The organism is Pseudomonas putida (assembly GCF_001636055.1).
GTDB lineage: Bacteria > Pseudomonadota > Gammaproteobacteria > Pseudomonadales > Pseudomonadaceae > Aquipseudomonas > Aquipseudomonas machongensis.
The window spans coordinates 2,307,040-2,319,774 of the sequence record NZ_CP011789.1 but is presented as its reverse complement, the minus strand read 5'-3'; the positions used below and the strand labels follow the sequence as shown (position 1 = coordinate 2,319,774).

Annotated in this window: 9 protein-coding genes; all 9 read left to right on the top strand. The window is 67.0% G+C overall.

Annotation, left to right across the window (positions count from 1 at the left end; genetic code table 11):
- Positions 1 to 91 precede the first annotated feature (91 nt).
- The 9 genes from AB688_RS10575 to AB688_RS10535 all read left to right on the top strand — a co-directional run bounded on the left by AB688_RS10575 (position 92) and on the right by AB688_RS10535 (position 12,653).
- A complete protein-coding gene (locus AB688_RS10575) occupies positions 92 to 1,051 on the top strand; it encodes an AAA family ATPase (protein WP_054893623.1) in 960 nt (319 codons plus the stop codon).
- Positions 1,052 to 1,055: 4 nt separating this feature from the next.
- The gene (locus tag AB688_RS10570; protein WP_063543919.1) at positions 1,056 to 1,997 is read left to right on the top strand and encodes a DUF58 domain-containing protein; all 942 of its coding nucleotides are present in this window, start codon (positions 1,056 to 1,058) and stop codon (positions 1,995 to 1,997) included.
- Positions 1,994 to 2,488 carry a DUF4381 domain-containing protein gene (locus AB688_RS10565; protein WP_063543917.1) on the top strand — a complete coding sequence of 165 codons (495 nt, stop codon included), beginning with the start codon at positions 1,994 to 1,996 and terminating at the stop codon, positions 2,486 to 2,488. Before AB688_RS10570 ends, AB688_RS10565 begins: the two co-directional genes overlap by 4 nt.
- The gene (locus AB688_RS10560; protein WP_054893620.1) at positions 2,481 to 3,557 is read left to right on the top strand and encodes a vWA domain-containing protein; all 1,077 of its coding nucleotides are present in this window, start codon (positions 2,481 to 2,483) and stop codon (positions 3,555 to 3,557) included. Before AB688_RS10565 ends, AB688_RS10560 begins: the two co-directional genes overlap by 8 nt.
- Positions 3,554 to 5,278, top strand: a complete 1,725-nt coding sequence (locus AB688_RS10555) for a tetratricopeptide repeat protein (protein WP_063543916.1) — start codon at positions 3,554 to 3,556, stop codon at positions 5,276 to 5,278. Before AB688_RS10560 ends, AB688_RS10555 begins: the two co-directional genes overlap by 4 nt.
- Positions 5,275 to 6,900 (top strand): BatD family protein, encoded by a 1,626-nt coding sequence (locus AB688_RS10550; protein ID WP_063543915.1) that lies wholly within the window; start codon positions 5,275 to 5,277, stop codon positions 6,898 to 6,900. The genes AB688_RS10555 and AB688_RS10550 overlap by 4 nt, the downstream gene beginning before the upstream one ends.
- A 286-nt stretch (positions 6,901 to 7,186) precedes the next feature.
- Positions 7,187 to 8,422, top strand: coding sequence for an exonuclease SbcCD subunit D C-terminal domain-containing protein (locus tag AB688_RS10545; protein WP_063543913.1), 1,236 nt, complete (start codon positions 7,187 to 7,189; stop codon positions 8,420 to 8,422).
- On the top strand, positions 8,419 to 12,063 hold the full coding sequence (locus tag AB688_RS10540) for an AAA family ATPase (protein ID WP_063543911.1): 3,645 nt from the start codon (positions 8,419 to 8,421) through the stop codon (positions 12,061 to 12,063). Before AB688_RS10545 ends, AB688_RS10540 begins: the two co-directional genes overlap by 4 nt.
- Positions 12,060 to 12,653, top strand: coding sequence for a glutathione S-transferase (locus tag AB688_RS10535; protein WP_063543909.1), 594 nt, complete (start codon positions 12,060 to 12,062; stop codon positions 12,651 to 12,653). The genes AB688_RS10540 and AB688_RS10535 overlap by 4 nt, the downstream gene beginning before the upstream one ends.
- Positions 12,654 to 12,735: the final 82 nt, after the last annotated feature.

The window sequence follows — 12,735 nt, the reverse complement described above, 5'->3', positions numbered from 1 at the left end:
TCGCCGCACCCCTGGATGGATTAAAGTATCACCCCCTGCCCGGCAACCGCCCTCCCCCAAGCGCCCGGCCCATTTCCAGGAACCGCCGACGATGGAACACCGTGAAGCGCTGATCGCGCTGCGCACCTTTCTCTCCTCCCAGATCCTTGGCCAGGAGAAGCTGGTCGAGCGCCTGCTGATCGTCCTGCTCGCCGACGGGCACATGCTGGTCGAGGGTGCACCGGGCCTGGCCAAGACCAAGGCCATCAAGGAGTTGGCCGAGGGTATCGAGGCGCAGTTCCACCGTATCCAGTTCACCCCCGACCTGCTGCCAGCCGATATCACCGGCACCGAGATCTATCGCCCGGAAACCGGCAGCTTCGTGTTCCAGCAAGGGCCGATCTTCCACAACCTGGTCCTGGCAGACGAGATCAACCGCGCCCCGGCCAAGGTGCAATCGGCACTGCTCGAGGCCATGGCCGAGCGCCAGGTCAGCGTGGGCCGCAGCACCTACGAGCTGTCGCCGCTGTTCCTGGTCATGGCCACGCAGAACCCGATCGAGCAGGAAGGCACCTACCCGCTGCCCGAAGCGCAACTCGACCGTTTCCTCATGCACGTGAAAATCGGCTTCCCCGACGCGGCCGTCGAACGTCGTATCCTCCAGCAGGCCCGTGGCGAGGCGCTGGGCGGCGAGGTCAAGCCGGAGCGCCAGGTCAGCCAGCAGGCGATCTTCGCCGCACGCAAGGAAATCCTCGGCCTGTACATGGCCGATGCCGTTGAGGAATACCTGGTGCAACTGGTCATGGCCACGCGCACCCCGGCCAAGTTCGACAGCGAGCTTGCCGACTGGATCGCCTACGGCGCCAGCCCCCGTGGCTCGATCGCCCTGGACCGCTGCGCACGTGCCCATGCCTGGCTGGCCGGGCGCGACTTCGTCAGCCCGGAAGACATCCAGGCCGTGCTGTTCGACGTGCTGCGCCACCGCGTCATCCTGTCGTTCGAAGCCGAAGCTGCGGGCATCGACCAGGACCGTGTGGTACAGCGTATCCTCGACGTCGTCGCCGTCGCCTGACCCCATGCCCGCCACGCACCTCGCCGAACCCGGCATCCGCATCGGCCTGGCCGAGCTGATCGACATGCGCCACCGCGTGCGCGAGATCCAGCTGTTCTCACGGCCCGGCCAGCGCAGCCCGCTGGTGGGCCTGCACCATTCCAAGCTGCGCGGACGCGGGGTCGACTTCGACCAGGTGCGCGTGTACCAGGCCGGCGACGACGTGCGCAACATCGACTGGCGTGTCACCGCTCGCACGCAGGAACCCCACACCAAGCTGTTCCATGAAGAGCGTGAGCGGCCGATCTTCATCATGGTCGAGCAGAGCCAGCGCCTGTTCTTCGGCTCGGGCCTGATGTTCAAGTCGGTGCTCGCGGCCCAGGCGGCGGCGTTGTTCGGTTGGGCCGCGCTGGGCCATAACGACCGCATCGGCGGCCTGGTGTTCGGCGACAACGAACACCACGAGATCAAGCCCCGGCGCAGCAAGCAGAGCCTGCTGCAACTGCTCAACCGCCTGGCCAAGGTCAACCAGTCGCTGCACACCGAAGCGCTGTCCCAATCCGACAGCCTGGGCCTGGCCTTGCGCCGCGCGCGCGAAGTGCTGCGCCCCGGCAGCCTGGCTATCGTCATCTGCGACGAACGCGCACTCACCCCAGCCGTCGAACAGCACCTGGCAATGCTCTCACGCCACTGCGACGTGCTGCTGATGCCGGTCTCCGACCCTCTCGACCACGCCCTGCCCGCCGCTGGCCTGCTACGCTTCGCTCAACGCGGCGCGCACCTGGAGCTCGACACCCTGGACGCCAACCTGCGCCAGCTCTATCGCCACCAGGCCGAAGCACGTATCGAACGCTGGGAACTGCTGGCGCAGAAAATGCGCGTGGTGCTGATGCCGTTGAGCACCCAGAGCGAAATGATCGAGCAGTTGCGCGAGTACCTCAACCAGCGTCCGGGAAGCGGCCAATGAACCCGCTCGACCAGCTGCAACCCCTGATCGCCCCGCCGGCCATCGGCCTGTGGCCACCGGCGCCGGGCTGGTGGCTGTTGCTGGCCCTGCTGCCGCTGCTCGGCTGGGGGCTATGGCGCCTGCGCCGCTGGCGGCCAGGCCGACGCCAGGCGCCGCCCGCCGAACAGCCGCTGGACCCGATCCGCGTCGAAGCCCTGGCCGAACTCGCCCGCTTGCCGCGCCCCTACGACGGTGCACCGGCGGGTGCCTGGCTGCAGCAGATCAATGCCCTGCTCAAACGCCTGTGCCGCAATCACTACCCTGGCGCCAACAGCCACACGCTCAACGGTCGCCAGTGGCTGGCGTTTCTCGACAACCGCTGTCCAGCCGCGGGCCTGACCCGCTGGATGGTGCTGGTCGAAGGCGCCTACAAGCCCGAGTGCAAGCTCGACGACAAGGCCATCGCCGGGCTCGCCCAGGCGGTCGAGACCTGGATTCGCAAACATGTTTGACCTGGCCTGGCCGTGGATCTTCGCCCTGCTGCCGCTGCCCTGGCTGATGCGCCTGCTGCTGCCTGCCGCCGACAGCGGCGAGCCGGTGCTCAAGGTGGGCTTTCTCGATGAACTTGAAGGCCTTGCCGGGCGCCGCGCCCGCCTCAACCTGCCAACCTGGCGCCAGCAGGCGCCGTTCGTGGTGATCTGGCTGCTTCTGCTGCTGGCGGCCGCCCGGCCACAGTGGCTGGGCGACCCGGTACCGATCGCGGCCAGCGGCCGCGACCTGCTGGTAGCGGTGGACGTGTCGGGCTCGATGGACTTCCCCGACATGCAATGGAAAGGCGACGAAATCAGTCGCCTCGACCTGGTCAAGGCGCTGCTCGGTGACTTTCTCCAGGACCGTGAAGGCGACCGGGTCGGGCTGATCCTGTTCGGCAGCGAGGCCTACCTGCAAGCCCCGCTGACCTTCGACCGACGCACCGTGCGTACCTTCCTCGACGAAGCGCAGATCGGCATCGCCGGCAAGAACACCGCCATCGGTGATGCCATCGGCCTTGCGGTCAAGCGCCTGCGTCAGCGCCCGGCACAGAGCCGGGTGCTGGTGCTGGTGACCGATGGCGCCAACAACGGCGGGCTGATACATCCCCTGACGGCCGCGCGCCTGGCGGCCCAGGAAGGCGTACGCATCTACACCATCGGCATCGGCGCCAACCCCGACGCCAGTGGTACTCCAGGCCTGCTCGGCCTGAATCCGAGCCTGGACCTGGACGAAGCTTCGCTCAAGGAAATCGCCGAGCTCACCCATGGCGCCTATTTCCGCGCCCATGACGGCGCCGAGCTGAACAGCATCGGTGACACCCTCGATCAGCTCGAACCAGTGGCCCAGCAACCCACCCAGGCGCGCACCGCCAGGGAGCTGTATGCCTGGCCGCTGGCCCTGGCGCTGCTGCTCAGCGTCCTGTTGGTGATCGCCGTGCAGTGGCCTGACAATCTGCTGCAACGCGCGCTGCGTCGACCACGCTTTCTGCAGCCCCACCCCGAATGGCGCCAGCGCCTCAAGCGCCTGCGCCTGAGGAGGCGGCGATGATCGAACTCTGGCCACAATGGCTGCGCCCACTCTGGCTGCTGGTGGTGCCCCTGCTCGGCTGGCTGCTGTTCAAGCTCTGGCATCGGCGCAAACGTGCCGGACGCTGGCAGATGATCCTGCCGCAGCAGTTCCATGCAGTGTTGCTGCGGGGCGGCAATGGCAGCACCAGCAAGCTGCCGTGGATCGCCCTGGGCCTGGCCTGGCTGCTGGTGCTCCTGGCCCTGCTCGGGCCCAGCTGGCAGCGCCTGGAAGAAACCCGCCAACGCCCTGCCGACCCGCTGGTGATCCTGCTCGAACTGACCCCGCAGATGCTCGCCGAAGACAGCCCGCCCAACCGTCTGGAACAGGCCCGACGCAAGGTGCTCGACCTGCTCGAACACCGTCGCGACAGCCAGACCGCGTTGATCGTCTATGCCGGCAGCGCACACACCCTGGTGCCACTGTCGGATGACCTGGGCACCACACGCAACCTGCTCGAGGCCGTCGACCCCTCGATCATGCCGCAGCCCGGCCACCGCGCCGACCTGGCAGTGCAAAAGGGCCTGGCATTGCTCGCTCAGAGCGGCCTGGGGCAAGGCCGCGTGCTGCTGATCGGGAGCTCGCTCAGCCAGCAGGAGCGCCAGGGTATCGTCCAGGCCCTGGGTCGCCAGGGCCCCTCTTTGTTGATGCTCGGCGTCGGCACCGCCGAGGGCGCGCCCGTGCGCCAGGCCAGTGGCGAGTACCTCAAGGATGACCAGGGCGCCATCCTCGTCCCACGCCTGGACAGCGCCGAGCTCAAGCGCTTCATCGTCGGCACGGGCGGACGCTACCGGCATGCCCGTATCGACGATCTCGACCTGCGCGGTCTGGGCCTGTTCGACTCCCCCCGCGCCCTGCGCAACGACGGCCAGACCCTGCAACTGGACAGCTGGGCCGACCAGGGCTACTGGCTATTGCTGCCCCTGTTGCTGCTGGCCGCCTGCGCCGGTCGTCGCGGCTGGCTGTTCTGCCTGCCACTGCTGCTGGCCCTGCCCCAACCGAGCCAGGCGTTCGAATTCCAGGACCTCTGGCGTCGCCCCGACCAACAGGGCCAGCACCTGCTGCAACACCAGCGCCCCGCCGAAGCCGCCCAGCGCTTCGAGGATCCGCAGTGGCGCGGCATGGCGCTGTACCAGGCGGGCGACTACACTGGCGCCGCCCAGGCCTTCGCCCAGGGCAACAGCGCCGCGGCCCACTACAATCGAGGCAACGCTCTGGCCCGCGCCGGCGAACTGGATGCCGCTCTGGATGCCTACGAACAGGCACTGGAGCGCCAGCCCGACCTGCAACCGGCGCTGGACAACCAGGCACTGGTGCAACAACTGCTGCAACAACGCGAGGGCCGCGCCGAGCAAAAACCGGACACCAGCGACGCACAACCGACGCCGAGCCGCGACACCGACGGCAACAGCAGCTCGGCGTCCAGCAGTGCCCAGGGCACGCCCGGCAACGACGAACAGAGCCCCGCGCAGGACGGCGGCGACAGCACCAGCAACAGCAACAACCAGGCGTCGTCCGGCAACCAGGGCGGCGATGATGACAGCCTCACCCAGCCGCCGCAGCGGCCCACCTCTACCAGCCTCGACGCCGAACAGCGCCAGGCCCTGGAGCAGTGGTTGCGGGAAATCCCCGACAACCCGGCGCAGCTGCTGCGACGCAAATTCTGGTACGAACAGCAATTGCATCAGGAACCCCAACGATGAGTCGCCTCGGCGTCTTCTTGCTCAGCCTGCTCTGGCTCACCCTGGCTCAGGCCCAACCGGCGCTGCAGGCGAGTGTCGATCGCACCCGCGTGGAAGCCGGCGAAACCCTGGAGCTCACGCTGGAAAGCCAGGATGTCACCCAGTTCGGCAAACCTGACCTGCGCGCCCTGGAGGGCGACTTCGAAGTGCGCGGCACCCGCCAGCTCAACAGCCTGCACACCCTCGATGGCGAAACCCGTGCCAGCACCCGCTGGATCGTCACCCTGCTGCCACGGCGCAGCGGCAGCCTGCAGATCCCGGAGCTGCAACTGGGGCAGTCGCGCAGCCAGGCCATCGAACTGCAAGTGGTACAACCCGACTCCAATCGCCCGGACAGCGCCTCGCAGGTGTTCATCGAGGCGACCCTCGACAGCTCCGAGGTCTACGTCCAGGCCCAGGCGGTACTGACCCTGCGCATCTACCATTCGGTGTCGCTGTACGACGACAGCAACCTCAGCCCGCTGCGTCTTGAGAACGCCAAGGTCGAGCCGCTGGGCGAGTCGCGCACCTACGAAAAAGAAATCAACGGCGTGCGCCATGGCGTGATCGAAACCCGCTACGCGCTTTATCCGCAACAGAGCGGCGCACTGCAAGTGCCTCCCCTGACCTTCACCGCCACCGCTGCCGACAGCGCTGAACCGCCTGCTGGCGGGGCACGCAGCGGGCGCCAGGTGCAGGTCAGCTCGCTGCCGCTTGACCTGCAGGTCAAGGCCATCCCTGCGACCTGGCCTGCCGGTGTAACCTGGCTCCCGGCCCGCAGCCTCAGCCTGGAAGAACGTTGGAACCCCGACCCGAACCAGCAGCCGACGCAGATTGGTGATTCCCTGACGCGCAGCATCACCCTGCGCGCCGAGGGGCTGTCCAGCACGCAGTTGCCACCGCTGCCGGCTACCGAGGTCACTGGCCTGCGCCGTTACCCGGACCAACCCCTGCTGCGCAACGAGATCAATGAACGCGGCATGACCGCCAATCGTGAGGAGCGCGAAGCGCTGGTGCCGATCCACAGTGGCAACCTGATGCTGCCTGCGCTGGAGGTCACCTGGTGGAACACCCTCGAAGACCATCTGGAGCACAGCAGCCTGCCGGCGCGAAGCATCAAGGTCGACGATAACCCGGCGTTGAGCGCCGACACGCCGGTGGGGGATGTCAGCAGCGGATCTGCGCTGCTCTGGCCGTGGCAACTGGCAACGATGATATTGGCGCTGACCACGCTGCTGGGCTTTGCCCTCTGGTGGCGGGCGCGTTCGCAACCGGCGGTATTGCGCGCATCGCAGAGTGGGCCGAGCCCGCGTACGCTGCTCGACGATCTCAAGCGCGCGACCCTCGCCAACGATCCGCAGGCGACGCGCCAGGCGCTGGACGCCTGGGCGCGGCAGCAACCCGAGACCCTGGCGGAGATGGCGGCGCGCTTCGTGCCCTTGTCCAATGCCCTGGATGGGCTCAATGGCGCGCTCTACAGCGAGGCGGGGCAGCATTGGCAGGGGGATGAGTTGTGGCGGGCGATCGGAGATATTCCTTCGGCTCAGCAGGGGTTGCCTGTGGGTGGGGATGGTGGGGGTTTGCCGCCGCTTTATCCCAAGTGATTTTTCACAGTGCTCGCATTTGATTGCGTGAGGGCTGACAGGTGCTCGCCGATAGATTTTTAGCGCCCGTGAGATCGAGCGCCGCCCGCGCGGCGCTCGATCTCACGGGCACCAAAAATCTTTCGGCGAACACCTATCAGCCTCTACGCAAACACTCGCCTGGCGACCTCGCAGCAACAGCAAAAGCGAACCTGCGCAGCCACTTGGGTTACCATACCCGCCCTCCGAGACCCCATCTCAAGCGCAGCCCCGGCCGCTCGCTTGATTCGACACCAACAGGTCCTCCATGCGTCTGTTTCACACCTCCGACTGGCACCTGGGCCAGAGCCTCCACGGCCAGGAACGCGACTTCGAACACGCCTGCTTCCTCGACTGGCTGCTCGGCCAGCTGCGCCTGCGCCAACCCGACGCGCTGTTGATCGCCGGGGATATCTTCGACACGGTCAACCCACCGGTCAAAGCCCAGGAGCGCCTCTACGACTTCATCGTCCAGGCCCACGAACAGCAGCCCAAGCTGGACATCGTGATGATCGCCGGCAATCACGACTCCGGCTCGCGCATCGAATTGCCCGCCGCCCTGATGCGCCGCCTGCGCACTCACGCCCTGGGCCGAGTGCACTGGCTCGACGAAGGCCAGCTCGACGCCGAACGCCTGCTGATCCCGCTGACCAACGCCCGCGGCAAGGTCTGTGCCTGGTGTCTGGCCCTGCCCTTCCTGCGCCCGGCAGAAGTCACCGGCCCGCAACTGGGCGATGACTACCTGCAAGGCATCACCCAGGTGCATCAGCAACTGATCGCCGCCGCCCTTGGCAAGCGCAAGAAGGACCAGGCGCTGATCGCCATCAGCCACGCCCACATGGCCGGCGGCTCGATTTCCGAAGACTCCGAGCGCAGCCTGATCATCGGCAACGCCGAAGCCCTGCCGGCGCGGTTGTTCGACAAGGCCATCAGTTATGTCGCCCTGGGCCACCTGCACAAGCCACAGAAGGTCAACCGGGAGAACCGCATCCGCTACAGCGGCGCGCCTATCCCGCTGTCGTTCGCCGAGATCAACTACCCGCACCAGGTACTGGAGATCGAGCTGGACGGCACCGAGCTGCTCAGCGTCGAACCGCGCCTGGTACCGCGGGCCGTGGCCTTGCAGCGCATGGGCCCGGCACCGCTCGGTGAACTGCTCGAGCAGCTTGCCGACCTGCCGGTGATCGACCTCCTCGAAGACCCCAACCGCCAGCCGTGGCTGGAAGTGCGGGTACGCCTGGACGAACCGCAGCCCGACCTGCGCCAACAGATCGAAAGCGCACTGCAGGGCAAAGCAGTGCGCCTGGTGCGCATCAGCGCCGAATATGCTGGGCGCAACGCTCAGGACGAGGACGCACAGGCCTTCGTCGAGCTGTCGCAGATGACCCCGCAGGACCTGTTCGGCCGCGCCTGGGAGCAGGCCTACGGCAGCCCCGTCGATGAACAGACCCTGAGCGACTTCGCCCTGCTGCTGCAGGACGTGCAACTGGAGGAGCAGCCATGAAGATCCTGGCCATCCGCCTGAAGAACCTTGCCTCCCTGGCCGGCCCCATCGACATCGACTTCACTGCCGAGCCCTTGGCCAGCGCCGGGTTGTTCGCCATCACCGGCCCGACCGGCGCAGGCAAGAGCACCCTGCTGGACGCCCTGTGCCTGGCGCTGTTCGGTACGGTGCCACGTCTGAACGAGATCGGCCGCGAAGCCAAAGTGCCGGACGCCGACGGCGAAATCCCTACCTCCGATCCGCGCAACCTGTTGCGCCGCGGCACCGGCAGCGGCTTTGCCGAGGTCGATTTCGTCGGCATCGATGGCAAGCGCTACCGCGCCCGCTGGGAAGCCAACCGAGCGCGTGACAAGGCCAACGGCAAATTGCAGCACAGCCGCCAGAGCTTCTACGACCTGGACGGCGAACAACTGCTGGCCAGCGGCAAGAACGAATACAAGCAACTGGCCGAAGCACGCCTGGGGCTGAATTTCGAGCAGTTCACCCGTGCGGTGATGCTGGCCCAGAGTGAGTTCGGAGCCTTCCTCAAGGCCGACGATCGCGAACGTAGCGAACTGCTGGAAAAGCTCACCAACACGGCCATCTATACCCGCCTGGGGCAGCGCGCCTTCACCCGCTCGCGCGAGGCCTTTGACGCGCTCAAGGATCTTGAGGAGCGCGCCAGCCACCTGCTGCCGCTGGCTGCCGAGGCCCGTGCCGAACTTGACCTGCGCCTGGAGCAGGCGCAACAGCACTTCAAGGGCGAACAGGCGCGCGAGCGGCAGCTTGAACAACAGTGCGCCTGGCTCAGCGAACAACAGCGCCTGCTGGCCCAACACGCCGAAGCCAGTGAAGCGCTCAAGGCCGCCGAGCACGCCAGCGCACAGCTCAGCGAGCAGCGCATCGACCTGCAACGCCTGGAGCGCCTGGCCCCGCAGCGCCATCAGTTCCACCGTCAGCTGGCCCTGGCCGCCCAGCTCACGCCGCTGGCCGCCGAAATCGCCGAGCAGGTACGCCAGCAGACCGAACTGCACACCCGTACCGGCGAACTGGAACAGGCGCAGCTCGCGGCACGCGACGCGCTCACGCAATGCCAGGCGCAGCACAGCGAGAACGCTCCCCGCCTGCGCCAGGCCTTTGCCGCCCAGGACGGCCTCGCCCGCCTCGACCAGGACCTGGCAAAACAGCACTCGGCCTGCCAGCAGGCTGAGCAGGACCTTGCCGAAAGCCAGCAGCACCTGCAGCAGTTGGAACAGAACCAGCAGCGCAGCCTGGAACAACTGGCCCTGATCGACACCGCGCTGGCCGACAGCCAACACCTGGCGGGCCTGGCCAATGCCTGGCAGGCCTACCTGCCGCAGCTCAAGCAGGTGATGCTGATCGGCGGTCGTCTGGCCAAGGGTCGCGAAGAACTGCCAGGCTTGCAGGCGCAGGCCAGCCAGGCCAATACCCAGCTGCAAACCCAGCGCGACAGTTTCGAACTGCTGTTCCGCGAAGCCAAGGCCGAACGCCAGGCCCTGGCCGAACAGATCGACTTGCTCGGCGGCATGCTGCAGGACAACCGCAAGCAGCAGCGTGCTGTCGAGGAACTGTCGCGCCTGCACGGTCGCGAGATGGAACTGCGCCAGCAGCTCGACGCCCTGCGTGAGCGGCAGCAACAGGCCATGCAGCAGCGCCAGCAACTGATCAGCGACGGCACATCGGCCAAGGCCCGGCTGGAAACGGCAGAACAGGCGCTCGCCCTCACTCGCCAGTTGCTCGATCGCCAACGCCTGGCGCGCAACACCAGCGTCGAAGAATTGCGCGGCCAACTGCGCGACGGCGAACCCTGCCCGGTTTGCGGCAGCGCCGAGCATCCGTTCCACCAGCCCGAAGCGCTGTTGCAGAGCCTCGGCCGCCATGACCAGGCCGAAGAAGAGGCCGCGCAGCAACAGGTCGAGGCCCTCAACGGTCAGCTGGTGGAGCTGCGCACCCAGTTGGGCGTGGTCAACGCCCAGCTCAAGGATTTCCAACAGCAGCAACAGCAACTCGGCGAACAGCTGCAGCCCTTGGTCGCACAGGTGCAGGCCCACAGTCTGTGGCCAGCCCTGGCACCGCAGGACGACAAGGCTCGCAGCGCCTGGCTCGACAGCCAGCTGCGGCGCCTGGACGAGGAAATCGGCAAGGACGAGAAGCGCCAGAGCGCCCTGCTCGCCCTGCAAAAGGACGCCGCCCGCCTCACCCAGCAGTTGCAGGCGGCGCAGGAGGCCCAGCAACAGGCCCAGCGCCATCTGGAGCAACAGCACCAGGCCTTGGCCAACGACGAGCAACAACTGGAACAAGGGCTGAAGGACCTCGCCAGCGTACTGCCGGACGACGTGCTCAAGGCCCTGAGCGACGACCCGACCCACGCTTTCGTCGCCCTCGACCAGCAGATCACCCAGCGCCTGCAGCAGCTCGAACAGCGCAAGGACGAACAGGAAGAACAGCAGGCGCGCCAGCTACAGCTGGACAAGCTGCGCGATCAGCATCAAGCACGGCTGGACACCCAGGAACAATTGCGCCAGCAACTCGCCGCCCTCGAGGCCCAGCGACAGCAGGCCCAGGCCGCGCTGGCCGAGTTGCTCGGCGAACAGCCCAGCGCCGAAGCCTGGCAACAGCATATGGACGCGCAACTGGAGCAGGCACGGGCGCTCGACGCCGATACCGCACAACACCTGCAGACGCTGCGCACCCAAGGCGTGCAGTTGGCCAGTGAGCTCAAGGCCAACGGCAATCGCCAGCAGGCACTGGAACAGGAACACCAGCAACTGCACAGCGACATCGCCCAATGGCGCGCCGAGCACTCTGAGTTGGACGACGTTGGTCTGGAGCGCCTGCTGGCCATCGACGACGCCGCCGTCAGCGCGCTGCGCCAGCACCTGCAGGAAGCCGACAAGGCCGTCGAGCAGGCGCGGGTGCTGCTGCACGAGCGCGAACAGCGCCTGCAACAGCACAGCGCCGATTCGGCCGTCCAGGCGTCGGCCGAAGACCTGCAGCAGAGCCTTGGCGAACTGCGCGAGCAATTGGCCATCCACGAACAGCACTGCGCCGAACTGCGCGCCCAACAGGCCGACGACCAGCGTCGCCAGCAGGCGCACCAGGCACTCGCCGACGACATCGACAAGGCCCGTGGCGAGCGCCAGCGCTGGGGCCGGCTCAATGACCTGATCGGCTCGGCCTCAGGCGATGTGTTCCGCAAGATCGCCCAGGGCTACAACCTCGACCTGCTGCTGCACCACGCCAACAATCAGTTGCGCCAGTTGGCCCGACGCTATCGTCTCAAGCGCGGCGGCAGCGCCCTCGGCCTGCTGGTGCTGGACACCGAGATGGGCGACGAACTGCGCTCGGTGCACTCGCTGTCGGGCGGTGAGACCTTCCTGGTCTCGCTGGCACTGGCACTGGGGCTGGCGTCGATGGCCTCGAGCACCCTGCGCATCGAGTCGCTGTTCATCGACGAAGGCTTCGGCAGCCTGGACCCCGAGTCGTTGCAGCTGGCCATGGACGCGCTCGACGGCCTGCAGGCCCAGGGGCGCAAGGTCGCGGTGATTTCCCACGTGCAGGAGATGCATGAGCGCATTCCGGTGCAGATCCAGGTACGCCGCCAGGGCAATGGCCTGAGCGATGTCGAGGTCTGCGGGTGATCCTCTATTCATTCCGCCGTTGCCCCTGGGCCATGCGTGCGCGCCTGGCCCTGCGTTATGCAGGCTGTGACGTGGAAGTTCGCGAGGTGGCGCTCAAGGACAAGCCGGCCGAACTGCTGGCCCTGTCGCCCAAAGGCACGGTGCCGGTGCTCGATACCGGGGAACGGGTGCTGGAGGAGAGTCTGGACATCATGCGCTGGGCGCTGGCGCAGGACGACCCGCAAGACTGGCGGCTGCTGGCCGATCCACTGGCGGCTGAACGGGGGGAAGCGCTGATCGCGCGCAATGACCGGGATTTCAAGGCGCAGGTCAACCTGTACAAATACGCCGAGCGCTACCCGGAGCATTCACGCGAGCATTACCGCCAGCAGGCCGAAGCCTGGCTGGCGGAGCTCGAAGGCCTGCTCGAAAACAGGCCTTTCCTGCTGGCGGACCACCCAAGCCTGACTGATGCCGCGTTGCTGCCATTGCTGCGCCAGTTCGCCGGGGTCGAACCTCAGTGGTTCGCCGAGGCGGCTTATCCGCGGGTGCGGAGCTGGTTGCAGGGATGGCTGGCATCGGACCTGTTCAAGGCGATCATGGCCCGCTGAAAAACCCATTGACCAGGTTTCTGTGGGAGTAGGCTTGCTCGCAAACACCGGCGGAGTCGGTGCCATGGCACCGTGGTGACTG

Excerpts from the sequence above, each read along its gene's own strand:
- AB688_RS10575 (WP_054893623.1), top strand. The coding sequence starts at position 92 with ATGGAACACCGTGAAGCGCTGATCGCGCTGCGCACCTTTCTCTCCTCC.
- AB688_RS10570 (WP_063543919.1), top strand. The coding sequence starts at position 1,056 with ATGCCCGCCACGCACCTCGCCGAACCCGGCATCCGCATCGGCCTGGCC.
- AB688_RS10565 (WP_063543917.1), top strand. The coding sequence starts at position 1,994 with ATGAACCCGCTCGACCAGCTGCAACCCCTGATCGCCCCGCCGGCCATC.
- AB688_RS10560 (WP_054893620.1), top strand. The coding sequence starts at position 2,481 with ATGTTTGACCTGGCCTGGCCGTGGATCTTCGCCCTGCTGCCGCTGCCC.
- AB688_RS10555 (WP_063543916.1), top strand. The coding sequence starts at position 3,554 with ATGATCGAACTCTGGCCACAATGGCTGCGCCCACTCTGGCTGCTGGTG.
- AB688_RS10550 (WP_063543915.1), top strand. The coding sequence starts at position 5,275 with ATGAGTCGCCTCGGCGTCTTCTTGCTCAGCCTGCTCTGGCTCACCCTG.
- AB688_RS10545 (WP_063543913.1), top strand. The coding sequence starts at position 7,187 with ATGCGTCTGTTTCACACCTCCGACTGGCACCTGGGCCAGAGCCTCCAC.
- AB688_RS10540 (WP_063543911.1), top strand. The coding sequence starts at position 8,419 with ATGAAGATCCTGGCCATCCGCCTGAAGAACCTTGCCTCCCTGGCCGGC.